General features: G+C 69.2%; 12 protein-coding genes and 1 pseudogene. 4 read left to right on the top strand and 9 right to left on the bottom strand.

The genetic code is table 11. The features are described from left to right. The first annotated feature begins 118 nt into the window (after positions 1-118). Both ACQEWB_RS37750 and ACQEWB_RS37745 read left to right on the top strand, forming a co-directional pair. Entirely contained in the window at positions 119-1339 is a 1221-nt protein-coding gene (locus tag ACQEWB_RS37750) for a thiolase family protein (RefSeq protein ID WP_432839227.1), read from the top strand. Beyond that, the gene (locus tag ACQEWB_RS37745; protein ID WP_432839225.1) at positions 1336-3465 is read left to right on the top strand and encodes a 3-hydroxyacyl-CoA dehydrogenase NAD-binding domain-containing protein; all 2130 of its coding nucleotides are present in this window, start codon (positions 1336-1338) and stop codon (positions 3463-3465) included. The genes ACQEWB_RS37750 and ACQEWB_RS37745 overlap by 4 nt, the downstream gene beginning before the upstream one ends. A gap of 304 nt (positions 3466-3769) precedes the next feature. Here the strand turns inward: ACQEWB_RS37745 and ACQEWB_RS37740 are convergent, their stop codons facing one another. Further along, entirely contained in the window at positions 3770-4795 is a 1026-nt protein-coding gene (locus ACQEWB_RS37740; protein WP_432839223.1) for a hypothetical protein, read from the bottom strand. Between the two features lie 406 nt (positions 4796-5201). Here ACQEWB_RS37740 and ACQEWB_RS37735 point away from each other — a divergent pair, with 406 nt between their 5' ends. Together ACQEWB_RS37735 and ACQEWB_RS37730 are read left to right on the top strand one after the other, a co-directional pair. After that, complete coding sequence (locus ACQEWB_RS37735; protein WP_432839221.1) at positions 5202-6095, top strand: NAD(P)-dependent oxidoreductase; 894 nt, start codon at positions 5202-5204, stop codon at positions 6093-6095. Between the two features lie 123 nt (positions 6096-6218). Next, positions 6219-6593, top strand: a complete 375-nt coding sequence (locus ACQEWB_RS37730) for an NTP pyrophosphohydrolase (RefSeq protein WP_432839219.1) — start codon at positions 6219-6221, stop codon at positions 6591-6593. A 66-nt stretch (positions 6594-6659) separates the two neighbouring features. On the opposite strand, the pseudogene ACQEWB_RS37725 reads toward ACQEWB_RS37730, so the two are convergent. The 8 genes and pseudogenes from ACQEWB_RS37725 to ACQEWB_RS37690 form a co-directional block, all read right to left on the bottom strand. Further along, a pseudogene (locus tag ACQEWB_RS37725) lies at positions 6660-6964 on the bottom strand (glycosyltransferase); the annotation flags it as partial. A gap of 100 nt (positions 6965-7064) precedes the next feature. Beyond that, positions 7065-8543: an amino acid permease gene (locus ACQEWB_RS37720; RefSeq protein WP_432839217.1), complete on the bottom strand. Its 1479-nt coding sequence runs from the start codon at positions 8541-8543 to the stop codon at positions 7065-7067. A gap of 138 nt (positions 8544-8681) precedes the next feature. Next, entirely contained in the window at positions 8682-10601 is a 1920-nt protein-coding gene (gene dxs, locus ACQEWB_RS37715) for a 1-deoxy-D-xylulose-5-phosphate synthase (RefSeq protein WP_432839215.1), read from the bottom strand. 198 nt (positions 10602-10799) lie between these two features. Continuing rightward, positions 10800-12092 (bottom strand): sugar ABC transporter permease, encoded by a 1293-nt coding sequence (locus tag ACQEWB_RS37710; RefSeq protein ID WP_432839213.1) that lies wholly within the window; start codon positions 12090-12092, stop codon positions 10800-10802. Continuing rightward, positions 12089-12880 (bottom strand): ATP-binding cassette domain-containing protein, encoded by a 792-nt coding sequence (locus tag ACQEWB_RS37705; RefSeq protein ID WP_432839211.1) that lies wholly within the window; start codon positions 12878-12880, stop codon positions 12089-12091. Before ACQEWB_RS37705 ends, ACQEWB_RS37710 begins: the two co-directional genes overlap by 4 nt. Positions 12881-13083: 203 nt before the next feature. Next, positions 13084-14184, bottom strand: a complete 1101-nt coding sequence (locus ACQEWB_RS37700; protein WP_432844213.1) for a sugar ABC transporter substrate-binding protein — start codon at positions 14182-14184, stop codon at positions 13084-13086. Between the two features lie 133 nt (positions 14185-14317). Further along, positions 14318-15517 (bottom strand): ROK family transcriptional regulator, encoded by a 1200-nt coding sequence (locus ACQEWB_RS37695; protein WP_432839209.1) that lies wholly within the window; start codon positions 15515-15517, stop codon positions 14318-14320. Between the two features lie 223 nt (positions 15518-15740). Next, entirely contained in the window at positions 15741-16676 is a 936-nt protein-coding gene (locus ACQEWB_RS37690) for a carbohydrate ABC transporter permease (protein WP_432839207.1), read from the bottom strand. Positions 16677-16684: the final 8 nt, after the last annotated feature.

Genomic DNA, 16684 nt, shown 5'->3' with positions numbered 1-16684 from the left:
GCCGCTCCCGCCGTCAGGGGTGTGCAGTCACGTTACTCATAAGTAGCATGGGCCTGAGCGCGCGCTCAGCAGCGCGGCCCCGCAGCAGTGCAGATCCCGCATCTGGAGGAGAGCCATCGTGCCTCGTACCGTCAGGGACGTCGTCTTCGTCGACGGCGTCCGCACCCCGTTCGGCAAGGCGGGCCCGAAGGGCATCTACCACGAGACCCGGGCCGACGACCTCGTCGTGAAGGCGATCCGGGAGCTGCTGCGCCGCAACCCCGGTCTCGACCCCAAGAAGATCGACGAGGTCGCCATCGCCGCGACCACGCAGATCGGTGACCAGGGCCTGACCATCGGCCGTACCGCCGGAATCCTGGCCGGTCTGCCGCAGTCCGTCCCCGGCTACTCCATCGACCGCATGTGTGCCGGCGCCCTGACCGCCGTCACCTCGGTCGCCGGTTCCGTGGCCTTCGGCGCGTACGACATCGCCATCGCCGGTGGTGTCGAGCACATGGGCCGCCACCCCATGGGCGAGGGCGTGGACCCGAACCCGCGGTTCGTCAGCGAGAAGCTGGTCGACGAGTCCGCCCTGTTCATGGGCATGACCGCGGAGAACCTGCACGACCGCTACCCCACGATCACCAAGCAGCGCGCCGACGAGTACGCCGTGCGCTCGCAGGAGAAGGCCGCCAAGGCGTACGCCAACGGCAAGATCCAGGCCGACCTGGTGCCGATCTCGGTGCGCCGGACCAACGCGGAGGCCGGGGAGACCGGCTGGGGTCTGGTGACGGCTGATGAGCCGATGCGGCCAGGGACCACGCTGGAGAACCTGTCGGGTCTGAAGACGCCGTTCCGTGTGCACGGCCGGGTCACCGCCGGTAACGCGGCCGGTCTGAACGACGGCGCCACCGCCTCGCTGATCGCCTCCGAGGACTTCGCCCGCGAGAACAACCTCCCGGTGAAGATGCGCCTCGTCTCGTACTCCTTCGTGGGTGTCGAGCCGGAGGTCATGGGCTACGGCCCGATCCCGGCGACGGAGAAGGCGCTCGCGCAGGCCGGTCTGTCCATCGACGACATCGGTCTGTTCGAGATCAACGAGGCCTTCGCCGTGCAGGTGCTGGCCTTCCTGGAGCACTACGGCATCGCCGACGACGACGCGCGCGTCAACCAGTACGGCGGCGCCATCGCCTTCGGTCACCCGCTGGCCTCCTCCGGTGTGCGTCTGATGACGCAGCTGGCCCGCCAGTTCGAGGAGCAGCCGAACGTCCGCTACGGCCTGACCACCATGTGCGTCGGCTTCGGCATGGGCGCCACGGTCATCTGGGAGAACCCGCACTTCGACGGAGGCAGCAAGTGAGCACCACCGCTGAGCTTTTGAAGGGTGCAGCCGAGCTGTTCCCCGACGAGGTCGTGACGTCCGCGCACGTACGCCACCTCGACCTGCCGTTCGGCGCCGGGCGCTTCGCGCTCGTCACGCTCGACAACGGCTTCGACCACACCAAGCCGACCACCTTCGGCCCGGCCTCGCTGGCGAACCTCAACACCGCCATCGACCAGGTCGAGAAGGAGGCCGCGGCCGGCGAGATCGTCGGTGTCGGCGTCACCGGCAAGCCGTTCATCTTCGCCGTCGGCGCGGACCTGAAGGGCGTCGAGCTCCTCAAGGAGTACGACCACGCGCTCGCCATCGGCAAGGGCGGCCACGAGGTCTTCAAGCGCCTCGCGGACATCACGGTCCCGACCTTCGCGTACTACAACGGCGCGGCGATGGGCGGTGGCGTCGAGGTCGGTCTGCACTGCGAGTACCGGACCGTCTCCAAGGCGCTCCCGGCCTTCTCGCTGCCCGAGGTCTTCCTCGGTCTGGTCCCCGGCTGGGGCGGCTGCACGCTGCTGCCGAACCTGATCGGCGCCGACAAGGCCGTCTCGGTGATCATCGAGAACAGCCTCAACCAGAACAAGCAGCTCAAGGGGCAGCAGGTCTTCGACCTCGGGATCGCCGACGCCCTGTTCGAGGGTGCGGACTTCCTGGAGCAGTCGCTGATCTGGACCGCCCAGGTGCTGAAGGGCGACGTCAAGGTCGAGCGCCCGGCGATCGACCGCGGTGAGGCCTGGGACCAGGCCGTCGCCAAGGGCCGCTTCATCGCGGACTCCAAGGTGCACGGCGCCGCTCCGGCCGCCTACCGCGCCCTGGACATCATCGAGGCCGCCAAGAACGGCGACCTCCAGCAGGGTTACGACGCCGAGGACAAGGCCCTCGCCGACCTGATCATGGGTGGCGAACTGCGCGCCGGCATCTACGCGTTCAACCTGGTGCAGAAGCGCGGCAAGCGCCCCGCCGGTGCCCCGGACAAGAACCTGGCCCGCCCGGTCACCAAGGTCGGCGTCGTCGGCGCCGGTCTGATGGCCTCCCAGCTCGCGCTGCTCTTCCTGCGCCGCCTGGAGGTGCCGGTCGTACTCACCGACATCGACCAGGAGCGCGTCGACAAGGGTGTGGGCTACGTCCACGCCGAGATCGAGAAGCTGCTCGGCAAGGGCCGTATCAACCAGGACAAGGCCAACCGCCTCAAGGCCCTGGTCACCGGTGTGCTGGACAAGGCCGAGGGCTTCTCCGACGCCGACTTCATCATCGAGGCCGTCTTCGAGGAGATCGGCGTCAAGCAGCAGGTGTTCGCGGAGGTCGAGGCGGTCGCCCCGGCGCACGCGATCCTCGCCACGAACACGTCTTCGCTTTCGGTGTCGGAGATGGCGTCGAAGCTCAAGAACCCCGAGCGGGTCGTGGGCTTCCACTTCTTCAACCCGGTCGCGATCCTGCCGCTGCTCGAGATCGTGCGCGGCGAGCAGACGGACGACGCGTCGCTCGCGACCGCCTTCGCCGTCGCCAAGAAGCTGAAGAAGACCGCGGTGCTGGTGAAGGACGCCCCGGCGTTCGTCGTGAACCGCATCCTCACCCGCTTCATGGGCGAGATCCAGAACGTCATCGACGAGGGCACGCCGGTCGAGGTCGCGGAGAAGGCGGTCGAGCCGCTGGGTCTGCCGATGTCGCCGCTGGTCCTGCTCGAACTGGTCGGTCCCGCGATCGGTCTGCACGTCTCCGAGACCCTCAACCGGGCCTTCCCGGACCGCTTCACGGTCTCCCCGAACCTCGCGGCCGTCGTCAAGGCGGGCAAGCGCGGCTTCTACGTGTACGACTCCGGGAAGCCGGAGCTGGACCCGGAGGTCGCCGCGCTGCTGAAGCAGGGCGACTCCGTGCTCACCGAGGAGCAGGTCCGGGACCGTGTCCTCGACGCCGTCGCCCAGGAGATCGGGCTCATGCTCGACGAGGGTGTCGTCGCCGAGGCGCAGGACATCGACCTCTGCCTGATCACGGGCGCCGGCTGGCCCTTCCACCTGGGCGGCATCACGCCGTACCTGGACCGCGAGGGTGTCTCCGAGCGCGTGAACGGCAAGAAGTTCCTGGCTCCGGGCCTGGCGTCGGTTCCCGCGTAAGTGTTCTTCCTACGACGGTGAAGAGGGCCTCCTCCTTCGGGCGGAGGCCCTCTGTCATTCGGAGTCGGCGACGAGTTGCTCGGGTGCGGGGCGCCGTTCTTGGCGTAGAGGGAGCCACCGCCCAGTGCGGCGGGCGGGTTGCTCGGATCCTCGGCCACCTGGACCACGTGGAGCTGGGACTGGGGCGTGTCCCCGCTGCCCCTGACGACGAGGTCGTCGAGTCCCTTGTTGTTGGGCAGGACGAGCCGGTGGTGGCGGTCGGACAGATGCCCTGGGCGGCTGTGCCACCGCTCAGGAAGGGGTGTCACACCTTCCGCCATGCCTCCAGTGCCAGGCCCGGTTCGTTCTTTCTGCGGGTGACCAGGAGTTGGCCGGTTGACGGGGACAACGTTGCCGCCACCACGCGGTCGTCCTCGTCCACCGCCAGGGACACCGTGGCGTCCGCGGGGAGGGCGGGGCCCGACTCGGCCCACCAGGCGCCCGCCGACTCCTGCTCCGTGGGGTACGCGGCGAAGGCGACCCGGCCGCTTGCCGAGCGCTGGGCGACCAACGTGCAGTCGTGGCCGTCGAGTTCGCAGCGGACTGCGCTGACCGGGCCGGGGCCGGCGGAGGGCAGCAGGGTGACGGGCTTGCCGCCGGGGCGCCAGGCGCACAGGTCGCCGGAGTCGTCGGTGTAGAAGAGCGTGGTGGCGTCCGGGGAGGTGGCCAGGGCGTACAGGGTGTCCGGGCGGACCGGGGCCTCCATGGCCTCCTCCAGGGCCGGCTGCGCGCCTGGCTCTTCCTGGCGCCAGTGCAGGATCCCGCCGGGGACGGCCGCGTACAGCTCGACGCGGCCCGACTCCGCCGTGACGGCTGCCAACTCCGCTTGTACTTCGCTCCCCTTGAGGTCGCGCCACGGGTTCCAGCCGCCCTTCGCCTTCTGCGCGACCATGCTCACGCCGCCGGCCTTGTTGCGTACGAAGACGTGGGCGCGGCCCTCGGCGTCGACCGCGACGGCGGGTGGGCCGGTGCGTTTGCCCTTCTTGTCGGGGTGGCCGATCGGGGCCCAGTCGAGGGCGGCGAGGCGGGGGCGGAAGTGGACCGAGTGGACGAGGCCGGCCTCGCCGGAGACGGTGGGGCGCCAGGCGACCAGATGGCCGTATGCGTCGGTGCCCCGGCCGACCGCGGCCGCGGCCTCGGTGTGCAGTTTCTGGTCGCCGCCGATCGTGTGTGGGGGCGACCAGGGGCCGCCGGGTGCCCGTTCGGCGCGGCACAGGACGGCGTCGTCGTCGGACAGCAGGTAGACACTGAGCCGGCCGTCACGGCCGCGGAGGAGCCAGTCGCCGTTCACCAGTTCACTCTAAGCGGGGCGGGTGGTCGTGGGTGGGTCGGGGTCGGGGCGGTACGGCGAACCCGCCGCCGACGGTACTGCTGTGGGTCGGGAGGGGAACGAGCCCAATTAGCCACGTAAGCGGCGGGTTGCGCCGTACCGCCCCGACCCGCTCCCGTGCGTTCGCGGCTGCGGGTGCGTGGGACGGCCCGACCCGCTCCCGTGCGTTCGCGGCTGCGGGTGCGTGGGACGGCCCGACCCGCTCCCGTGCGTTCGCGACTGCGGGTGCGTGGTGGCGGCCCGACCCGGTCCTGTTGCGTTCGCGGCCGATCCGCCTTCGTGGTTGGGGAGTGCGGAGTGGGGTGGAAGGGGCAGGCTGGGTCTGAGCAAGTACGCAGGTATCGGAAGCGATCAGGAAGCCGATCTCATGACCTCCAAGCTCACCGTCAGCGTTCTGGGTACCGGCATCATGGGTGCCGCCATGGCCCGTAACCTCGCCCGGGCGGGACACGGCGTCCGCGTCTGGAACCGCAGCCGCGCCAAGGCCGAACCGCTCGCCGCCGACGGCGCCCACGTTGCCGACACGCCTGCCGAGGCGGTCCAGGGCGCCGATGTCGTCCTGACCATCCTGTACGACGGTCCCGCCGCCCTGGATGTCATGCGCGAGGCCTCTGCCTCGCTGCGTCCCGGCGCCGCCTGGGTGCAGTCGACCACCGCCGGTATCGGGGCGATCGGCGGGCTGGCCGCGTTCGCCGAGGAGCACGGGCTGCTCTTCTACGACGCCCCCGTGCTCGGCACCCGGCAGCCCGCGGAGGCCGGGCAGCTGACCGTGCTGGCCGCCGGGCCGGTCGAGGGGCGGGCGGTGGTGGAGCCGGTGTTCGACGCGGTGGGTGCGCGGACCCTGTGGACCGGCGAGGACGGGGGCGCCGGGAGTGCGACGCGGCTGAAGCTCGTGGCCAACAGCTGGGTGCTCGCCGCGACTGCCGCGACCGGCGAGGTCCTGGCCCTGTCCACGGCCCTGGACGTCGACCCGCAGGCCTTCTTCGACCTGATCGCCGGGGGCCCGCTGGACATGGGTTATCTGAAGGCCAAGGCGGGCCTGATTTTGGGTGGCCAGTTGTCGCCGGCCTCGTTCGCTGTGACCACGGCCGCGAAGGATGCCCGCCTCATCGTCGAGGCGGGGCGCGAGAACGGCGTCCGGCTGGACGTGGCCGAGGCCAGTGCGGAGCGGCTGGAACGGGCCGCCGCGCAGGGGCACGGGGAGGAAGACATGGCCGCCGCTTACTTCGCGAGCTTCGAGGAGAAGCCAGGGGCGGAGTGATACGTACCGGGGGGCGGCTGGCGGGGCCGTCCCTCGCGGTGTCTGCGCCTGGTGCGGCTGTCTGCCTCCGGCGGCTTCCCCTTGGGTGGTCGGTTCTTTAGGTGGCTGTGCGAACCTTGCCGCATGAGTGAGAGCGATCCCCTGCTCGTGATCGTCGATGCCGCGAACGTCGTCGGGTCGGTGCCCGATGGGTGGTGGCGGGATCGGCGGGGGGCCGCGGAGCGGCTTCGTGATCGGCTGGCTGTGGGTGGGGTGCCGGGGCGCGTCGGGCCCGTGGAAATCGTGCTGGTGGTCGAGGGCGCGGCTCGTGGCGTGGCGGGTGTGCCGGGTGTGCGGGTGGAGTCGGCGCCCGGGAGTGGGGACGATCACATGGTCGAGCTGGTGGCGGGCGCGGTGGGGAGGGCCGTGCTCGTGGTGACCGCGGATCGTGAACTCCGGCGCAGGGTTGTGGAGTTGGGGGCGGAGGTCGCCGGGCCTCGGTCAGTCCGGCCCGCCTAGCGGGACGTACAGCACCACTCCGTCCACCTCGCCCGCCTCCTCGCACCGGCCGGCCAGTAGCCGCCGCCCCCATCGGTGTCGGTCCGCGCACCACATGGGCGCGGCCGTGCGGCCCGCCTCGTCGCCCCAGCGGCGGCGGGCGAGGGAGGCCAGCAGGGTGGCGGTGAGGAGTTGGGCGAGGACCGCCGACACCCCTACCAGGGCCGGGGAATTGGAGCCCGTCGACGCGAACGCGGCCTCGGGGAGCCACGGGAGCTGTGGTGGCTTGCGTCTACGACCGTCTCGTACAGCCGGCCGCCGTGCGCGAGTATCCGGGCCTCGACGGCGAGGTAGCCCTCGTCGGGGTTCCAGAGGGGACGGAGCGTGGTGGGGCTTGCGGCTCGGCGAGCATCGAGCATGGGGTGGACGTTGTCCGGCCCCGCATTCACCAACCGATCGGGGCATACGGGGCCGTTGCGGTAGGGGTGTTGACTACTGTTCGTGTTGGGCCAGGCGGCTGTGGGTGCGGCCGTAGAGGAAGTAGACGACGAAGCCGATGACCATCCAGATGGCGAAGCGGAGCCACGTCTCGGTGGGCAGGTTGAGCATCAGCCAGAGCGAGGCCAGCACCGAGACGATGGGGAGGGCGGGGACCAGCGGGGTGCGGAAGGAGCGTTCCAGGTCGGGGCGGGTGCGGCGCAGGATGATGACGCTGATCGCGACGACGATGAAGGCGAAGAGCGTGCCGATGTTCACCAGTTCGGCGAGTTCGCTGAGGCTGGTGAAGCCGGCGACGATCGCGATGACCACGCCGAGGAGGATCGTGGGGCGGTAGGGGGTGCGGAACTTGGGGTGGGTGTGCGAGAAGAAGCGGGGCAGCAGGCCGTCTCGGCTCATCGCGAAGAAGACGCGGGACTGGCCGAGGAGGAGGATCATGCAGACCGTGGTGAGGCCCACCGCCGCGCCGAAGCTGATCAGGCCCGCGAACCAGGGGTGGCCGGTGGCCTTGAAGGCGTCGGCGAGCGGGGCGTCGACCGAGAGCTTGCTGTACTTCTGCATGCCGGTCACCACGATCGACACGGCCACGTAGAGCGTGGTGCAGATGATCAGGGAGCCGATGATGCCGCGTGGTACGTCGCGTTGGGGGTTGCGGGTCTCCTCGGCGGCGGTGGCGACGACGTCGAAGCCGATGAAAGCGAAGAAGACGACGGAGGCGGCGGTGAAGATGCCCATGACGCCGAAGTTGGAGGGCGCCCAGCCGAACATCAGCTGGATCAGCGGGGCCTTGAGGCTGCCGCCCGCCTCCACGGTCTGCGTCTCGGGGATGAACGGGTCGTAGTTGTCGCCCTTGATGAAGAAGGAGCCCGCGATGATGACGACGAGGACGACGGCCACCTTGATGGCGACGACGATCGAGGTGACCCGCGCGGAGAGCTTCATGCCGACGACGAGGATCGCGGTGAGCAGCAGGACGAGCGCGGCGGCGAGGATGTCGAAGCCGAAGCCGTGGGCGCCGTCCCGGCCGCTGAGCGCCTCGGGCAGGTGCCAGCCCGCGTTGTCCAGCAGGGACTTGATGTAGCCGGACCAGCCGACGGCCACCACCGCCGTGCCGAGGGCCAGTTCCAGGACCAGGTCCCAGCCGATGATCCAGGCGGGGAACTCGCCGAGCGAGGCGTACGAGAAGGTGTACGCGGATCCGGCGACCGGGACCGTGGAGGCGAACTCGGCGTAGCAGAGCGCCGCGAGGGCGCAGACGACGCCGGCGACCACGAAGGACAGGGAGACGGCGGGGCCCGCGGTGTTCTTGGCGGCCGTGCCGGTGAGCACGAAGATGCCGGTGCCGATGATGACACCGACGCCGAACACCGTCAGGTCCAGGGCCGACAGTGACTTTCTGAGCGCATGCTCCGGTTCCTCGGTGTCCCGGATGGACTGCTCGATGTTCTTCGTCCTGAAGAGGGTGTTGCTCACGGGCGTACCTCCCACGCTGTGTCGTCCTCGACATGATCGAGAGGGGGCGTAGTCCGTATGCCCCGGCGCGGGTGGTTTCACGCGAAAGGACCCCTTTCAACACCGCGGAGGGTGGCGAAAGGGGTCCTTTCGGCGGCGTCAGTCCCGTGCGGGTTCGACCTCGGGGGTGGCGCGGTCGTACCGACCGTCGAGCTTGGAGACCAGGCCGGTGACCTGGCGGGCGATGTCGGGGGCGGTGAGGCCGATCTCCGCCATGACCTCGGCTCGGGAGGCGTGGTCGAGGAAGCGCGGCGGGATGCCGAAGTCCCGGAGGGGGACGTCGACGCCCGCGTCGCGCAGGGCCTGTGCGACGGCCGAGCCGACGCCTCCCACGCGGGAGTTGTCCTCGACCGTGACGACCACCCGGTGGCGTTCGGCGAGGGGGGCCATGGCCTCGTCGACCGGCTTGACCCAGCGCGGGTCGACGACGGTGGTGGAGATGCCCTGCTTGTCGAGGAGCGTGGCGATCTCCAGGCACATGGGGGCGAGGGCGCCTACGGAGACGAGGAGGACGTCCGGGGTGTCGGTGCCGGGCTCGCGCAGTACGTCCATGGCGCCGACGCGGCCCACGGCGGGTACGGCGGGGCCGACGGCGCCCTTGGAGAAGCGGACGACGGTCGGCGCGTCCTTGACCTGGACGGCCTCGCGGAGCTGGGCGCGGACCTGGTCGGCGTCGCGCGGGGCGGCGAGTCTGAGGCCGGGGACGACCTGGAGGATCGACATGTCCCACATGCCGTTGTGCGAGGCGCCGTCGGTGCCGGTGACGCCGGCCCGGTCCAGGACGAACGTCACGCCGCACTTGTGCAGGGCCACGTCCATGAGGACCTGGTCGAAGGCGCGGTTGAGGAAGGTGGCGTAGACGGCGAAGACGGGGTGCAGGCCGCCGGTGGCCAGGCCCGCGGCGGAGACGGCGCCGTGCTGCTCGGCGATGCCCACGTCGTAGATGCGGTCCGGGAAGGCGTCGGCGAACTTCTTCAGGCCGACCGGCTGGAGCATGGCCGCGGTGATGGCGACGATGTCCTCGCGCTCCTTGCCGAGCTCGACCATCTCGTCGCCGAAGACGGAGGTCCAGTCGGCGCCGGAGGCCTTGACCGGCAGGCCGGTGTCGGGGTGGATGGGGCCGATGCCGTGGAAGCGGTCGGCCTCGTCCTGGAGGGCGGGCTGGTAGCCGCGGCCCTTCTCGGTGAGGACGTGCACGATCACCGGGCCGCCGAACCGCTTGGCGCGGGCCAGCGCGGACTCCATGGCCTCGATGTCGTGCCCGTCGATGGGGCCGACGTACTTGAGGCCAAGGTCCTCGAACATGCCCTGCGGGGCGATGAAGTCCTTGAGGCCCTTCTTCGCGCCGTGCAGGGTCTCGTAGAGGGGCTTGCCGACGACCGGGGTGCGCTCCAGGAGGTCCTTGCCGCGGGCCAGGAAGCGCTCGTAGCCGTCGGTGGTGCGCAGGGTCGCCAGGTGGTTCGCGAGGCCGCCGATGGTCGGCGCGTACGAGCGCTCGTTGTCGTTCACGACGATGACGAGGGGGCGGTCCTTGGCGTCGGCGATGTTGTTCAGCGCCTCCCAGGCCATACCGCCGGTCAGGGCGCCGTCACCGATCACGGCGACCACGTGGTCGTCGCGTTTCAGCACCTGGTTGGCCTTGGCGAGGCCGTCGGCCCAGCCGAGGACCGTCGAGGCGTGGCTGTTCTCGATGACGTCGTGCTCGGACTCGGCCTGCGAGGGGTAGCCGGAGAGGCCGCCCTTCATCTTCAGCCGGGAGAAGTCCTGGCGGCCGGTGAGCAGCTTGTGCACGTAGGACTGGTGGCCGGTGTCCCAGAGCACCCGGTCCTTCGGGGAGTCGAAGACCCGGTGCAGGGCGATGGTCAGCTCGACCACACCGAGGTTGGGGCCGAGGTGGCCGCCTGTCTTGGAGACCGCGTCGACGAGGAAGGTCCGGATCTCCTCGGCCAGCTGGTCCAGCTGCTCCGGGCTGAGCCGGTCCAGATCGCGCGGTCCCCTGATGCGGGTCAGCAGCGGCACCCGTGCCTCCTTGCAGTAGAGCTGATCGAGCTGTTGCCGGGCTTGTCGAGTCTAATGTTCCGTCTTTGCGGACGGCGCCCGGGCGGTGGGGGATACGTCACGCGATCGGCTGTACCCAAGATCTGCCTTGCCTATGACATGACTGTGCCCGGCACCGCCATTGGTGCCGGGCACAGTGTTCTCGGGGTTCTCGGGGTGTTACGCCCGTCCGGCCGTCTTCTGCGTCTTGCGGGTGACGGCGTCGATGACGACGGTCGCCAGCAGCACGCCACCGGTGATCATGTACTGGACCGGGGAGGCGATGCCCTCCAGCGCCAGGCCGTACTGGATCGAGACGATCACCAGCACGCCGAGCAGCGCGTTCCAGGTGCGTCCACGGCCACCGAACAGCGACGTACCGCCGATGACGGCCGCGGCGATCGCGTTCATCAGCAGGTCACCGCCGCCGGCGCCCTGGTTGGCCGAGGCGATCTTCGAGGCGATGAACAGACCGCCGATCGCGGCGAAGGTGCCGGAGATCGCGAAGACCGAGATCCGGACCATGTCCACGTTGATACCGGCTCGCCGGGAGGCCTCGACGCTGCCGCCGAGGGCGAAGATCTTGCGGCCGTAGGCGGTGCGGCGGAGCACGAAGTCCGTGATGAGCAGCACGCCGACGAAGATCACGACGGCCAGCGGCAGGCCCTTGTACTGGTTGTAGACGGCCGCGGCGGCGAACGCCAGGACCGCCAGCAGCACGGTGCGCAGGATGGTCTCGCTCAGCGGACGCGACGGCACGCCGGCGGCCTCGCGGCGCCGGTTGCCGAGGAAGGAGCTGATGAAGAACAGCGCCACCACGGCGACGGCCAGGCTGTAGGCGGCGGCCACGTCCGTGAAGTAGTAACCGGTCAGCTTGGCCACCAGGCCCTCGCTGTCCAGGTTGATGGTGCCGCTGTCGCCCAGGATCTGGAGCATGAAGCCGTTCCAGAAGAGCAGACCGGCCAGGGTGACGGCGAACGCCGGGACACCGATCTTCGCGAAGAAGAAGCCGTGCAGCGCGCCGGCGACCGTGCCGGTGAGGATCGCCAGGACGAAGGCGAGCCACGCGGGCATGCCGTGGGTGACGGTCAGCACCGCGTAGGAGGCGCCCGCGACACCGGAGACCGAACCGACCGACAGGTCGATCTCGCCGAGCAGCAGCACGAAGACGATGCCGACGGCGATCATGCCCGTGCCGACCATGGCGACGGAGATGTCGGACAGGTTGCCCGCGGTGAGGAAGTTCGAGTTGAGGCTCTGGAAGATGATCCAGATGACGGCCAGACCGATGACGACCGGGATGGCACCCAGGTCGCCGGCCTTCATCTTCCGCTTGAACTCGGTGAGGTAGCCCGCGAAGCCCTGTTCGCGCACCAGCAGCCGGGGGTCGACGACGGTGGCCGCGCCCGCTGCTGCCTCGGGGTTCTCCACGACGTGGTCGTCGGGGGACGTCGAAGTCTTGTCGATGCTCACTTCTTGATCTCCCCAGTGCTGCGCGCCGCACGACGGGTCACGGCGTTGTCCGTGGCACCGGTGATGGCGGAGATGATCTCTTCCTGCGAGGTCGACTTGACCTCGAAGACGCCGTTGTTGCGGCCCAGCCGCAGTACGGCGACCTTGTCCGCCACTGCCTTCACGTCGGCCATGTTGTGGCTGATGAGGAGCACGGCGTGACCGCGCTCGCGCAGCCGCTCCACGAGGTCGAGGACCTGGGCGGTCTGCTCCACGCCGAGGGCCGCGGTGGGCTCGTCGAGGATGACCAGCTTGGGCTCGCCGAGCATGGACCGGGCGATGGCCACGGTCTGGCGCTGACCGCCGGAGAGCGAGGCGATCGGGATGCGGACGCTGGGGATGCGGATGGACAGCGTGTCCAGGAGCTCGCGGGAGCGGCGCTCCATCTCGACCTCGTCCAGGATGCCGCGCTTGCGGATCTCCCGGCCCAGGTAGAGGTTGCCGACGACGTCGATGTTGTCGCACAGCGCGAGGTCCTGGTACACCGTCGCGACGCCCAGGTTCTGGGCGTCGTGCGGCCGGTTGATCGAGACGGCCTTGCCGTCCCACTCGATGACGCCCTCATCGATGGGATGCACGCCGGCGATCGTCTTGACCAGCGTGGACTTTCCGGCGCCGTTGTCGCCCACCAGGGCGACCACCTCACCGGCGTGGACCTCAAGCTCTACGTCGGTGAGCGCCTGGACGGCACCGAACCGCTTGGAGACCCCGCGCAACGCCAGAACAGGCGTAGCGGACACGTGAACCATCTCCTTCGCCGCCTGACCCGGCGGGAGGTTGTGCAGAAAGATTGGGGGGAGGTGTTCCGTCCGGCGCCCCGCGACGAGCTTGCGGGGCTGTATGAACGCGGGGCGCCGGAGGAGCCTTCGGAGCGGGCGTCCCGTAGGGGAATTCAAGAAGGAATTCCCCTACCTGGGAAGGGACGTACCGCCGCTTGTTTCAGTCGGACCGGTTACTTCAGACCGATCTTGTCGCAGGCGCTCTTGTACTGCGCGGTGCAGATGTCGGCGACCGTGTAGATACCGTCCTTGATGACGGTGTCGTTGATGTTGTCCTTGGTCAGCGCGACGACACCGATGATCTTCGACGGGATCGCCTTGTTGGTCGGGCTGTCGACCTTGTCGGGCGCGGCCGAGGAGAGGTCCTTGCCCTGGGCGATGTCGACGGCCAGCTCCGCGACCGTGTTGGCCTCTTCCGGGTACGGCTTGTACACGCTCATGTACTGCGTACCGGAGACGATGCGCTGCACACCCGCGAGCTCCGCGTCCTGGCCGGTCACCGGGACGCTGATGCCGGCGGCCGTGAGGGCGGTGATGATACCGCCGGCCATGCCGTCGTTGGCGGAGTAGACACCGATGATGTTCTTCTTGCCGAGTGCCGAGATCGCCGCCTCCATGTTGGCGTTGGCGTTCTCCGGCTTCCAGTCCTTGGTGTCGTACTCCTTGCCGATGTTCACCTTGCCGTCGAGGACGGAGTGGGCGCCCTTCTTGAACAGGGCGGCGTTCGGGTCGGTGACCGCGCCGTTCATCATGACGATCTTGCCGGACTTGGCCTTGGAGCCGAGCGCCTTGAGGAGGGCCTCGCCCTGGGTCTTGCCGACGGTCTCGTTGTCGAACGAGGTGTAGGCGCTGATCGGGCCCTGCGCCAGGCGGTCGTACGCGACGACCGGGATGCCGGCGTCCTTGGCCTTCTGCACCGAGTTCTTGATGGCCGCGGAGTCCACCGCGTCGACGATCAGCACGTCCACCTTGTTGGTGATCATGGTGTCGACCTGCTGGTTCTGCAGACTGGCGTCCTGCTTGGCGTTGGCGTAGACGACCGTGCCCTTGCCGTTCGTGAGCTCCTTGACCTTCTTCTCGATCAAGGGGCGGTCGAACTTCTCGTAACGCGCGGTCTGGTTCTCCGGGAGCAGCAGGCCGACCTTGATGTTGTCGCCCTTGGTGCCCGAGCTGCTGGACGAGTCACTCTTGCCGCCCGACTCCTTCGCACTGCCACAGGCGGCGAGGGAAACGGCCATCGCACCAGCGGCGACGGCGAACGCGGCGCGACGCATACGCGTGTTCACTTCAGAAACCTCCCTGACGAGGCCGCGACGTTGCGGCCGAGGTGGCTGGAAGTCAACTCGGCCACACGTGCGACGTCAAGAAGTAAATCCTTAACGAGATGGCAACGGTGCCATCCGTTCTCTAAGTGAAGGCAGGGGTCGCCGTAGCGAGGGTGCCATCCAAAAGGGTCGAATCGCCCATCTCGCTGAGCGCGAGGGCGAGGGCCCCGAGCACCTCCGCACGACCTCCAAGTGCACCCGGAAGAACGGACAGTTGGCGCGCCGCGCTGGGGATGGCGTAGCGGCCGACGGACTCCCTGATCGGCCCGAGCACCAGCTCACCGGCCTCGGCGAGATCACCGCCCAGGACCACTCGGCTCGGGTTCAGCAGATTGCAGAGATTAGCCACTCCACTGCCGATGTGTCGGCCGACGTCGGCGATCACCCGACGACAGCCCGGGTCTCCGTCCCTGGCCAGCCGCACGACGCCTTCCATCGTCAGGTCCGTGCCGTGACTGGACTGGAGGAGCGGCAGCACATAGCGCGCGGCCGCGAAGGTCTCCAGGCAGCCCCGGTTTCCGCAGCGGCAGACGGGGCCGGATTCATCAAGAGTAATATGACCGATTTCTCCCGCTGTGCCACCCGGGCCGCGGTAGATCTTGCCGTCGATCACCAGACCGGCACCGACACCGCTGGCCACCTTGATGTAAGCAAGATCACGTACGCCTCTGCCGCTGCCCCAGACCAGCTCACCCAGGGCGCCGAGGTTGGCGTCGTTGTCCACGTGCACCGGAACGCCGAGCCGCCCCCGCAGCTCCTCGGCGGGCTTGGTGCCGGTCCAGCCGGGCAGGATCGCGGTCGAGCCGAGGGTGCCGGACTCCACGTCGATCGGACCGGGTACGCCGACGCCCACTCCGGCGACTTTCGACCGGTCCACGCCCGTTGCGCTGATCAGGCGATTGACCAGTTCCTCCGCCCGGTCGAAGCCCTGCGTCGAGGAGGCGTCCACGTCCAGCGGCTCGGACTCCTCGGCCAGCACCTGGTGGGCCAGGTTCCCGACCGCGACGCGCAGATGCGTGTGCCCGAAGTCGACGCCGATGACGATGCCGGCGTCCCCGCTGAGCGAGACGCTCCGGGCCCTGCGGCCACCCGCCGACGTGGGCGTGACCTCGACCGTTCCGCCGTCCTTGAGCTCGCGGACGATGTTGGAGACCGTCGCCGCGGACAGTCCCGTGGTCCTCGCGATCTCCGCCTGCGTGAGTGACCCGGCCAGCCGGACGGCCCGTACGACCCGCTCCAGGTTGGCCCGGTGCAGTGACGACTGCGACCCTGGAGTCTCCACGACGACCTCCTGCGCGCGGGACCGCATCGGTGAGGCCCCGTCTATGTCCAACTAGTGAACTCTAAGCTGACCCGTTCGGGTTGCCTCCCGTCAATAGGTTGAACCGTTTCCGGGTCCTTGGACACACGGACACACACGCGCACGCGCCGCCCCCGGACTCGGGAACGGCGCGTGCGCGGCCGACTGCGGAGCGCCGCCGGGCGCCCGGCGGACTACGTCCCGTTCACTTCAGGGTCGCCGAGGTGAGGCCCGCCTGCACCTGGCGCTGGAAGGACAGGTAGACCACCAGCATCGGGATCATCGCGATGGTCACGCCGGCGAAGAGGACGGGCAGGTCGGAGGCGTACCCCTGCTGCTGTTGCAGCTGGATGAGGCCCTGGGTGAGGACGTAGCGCTCGGGGTCGCTGCCGCTCTGCGGCTGCATCAGGACCGTGGGCAGGATGAACTGGTTCCACTGGCCGAGCGTGTTGAAGATCCCGACGCTGATCAGGCCCGGCTTCGCCATCGGCAGCATCACCTGGAAGAAGGTCCGGGTGTGCGAGGCGCCGTCCAGGACCGCCGCCTCGAAGACCGCCGTCGGCAGGGTCCGGAAGAAGGCGTGCATGAAGAACACCGTGAACGGCATCGAGTAGGCGACGTAGACCAGGATCAGGCCCTGGTAGGTGTTGAGCATGTCCAGCCGTTTGACCATGAAGAACAGCGGGACCAAGGCCAGGAACACCGGGAACATCGCGCCGGCGACGAAGAAGTAGTACAGCAGCCGGTTGCCCCAGAACTGGTAGCGGGCCAGCACATAGGCGGCCATCGAGCCGAACAGCATCGTCAGCGGCACGGAGAACACCAGGACGATCACGGTGTTCAGGAAGTAGTCGCCGATGCCCTTGTTCCAGGCGCGGTGGAAGACGTCGAAGGTCCAGTTCTGGGGCCACCCGAAGGCGGAGCCGCCGATCTGGGCGTCGGTCTTGAAGGAGCTGATCACCAGCCACAGCAGCGGCAGCACGATCAGCAGGGCCCACAGGGCGAGGAAGCCGTGCGAGAAGACGTTCAGTACGACGCCCTCGCCGCGCTTGTCGCCGGGGCGGGGCGGCGCCTTGGTGACGCTGGGCTGGGGCGGGATGGTGCCGCCCTGGGCGGCGGTCTCCTTGAGGGGTGCGCTCATCGTCGTAT

Source organism: Streptomyces sp. CA-249302, from assembly GCF_050936785.1.
GTDB lineage: Bacteria > Actinomycetota > Actinomycetes > Streptomycetales > Streptomycetaceae > Streptomyces.
Note: the sequence above shows the minus strand (reverse complement) of the source record. Positions and strands in the feature narration are given on the sequence as shown.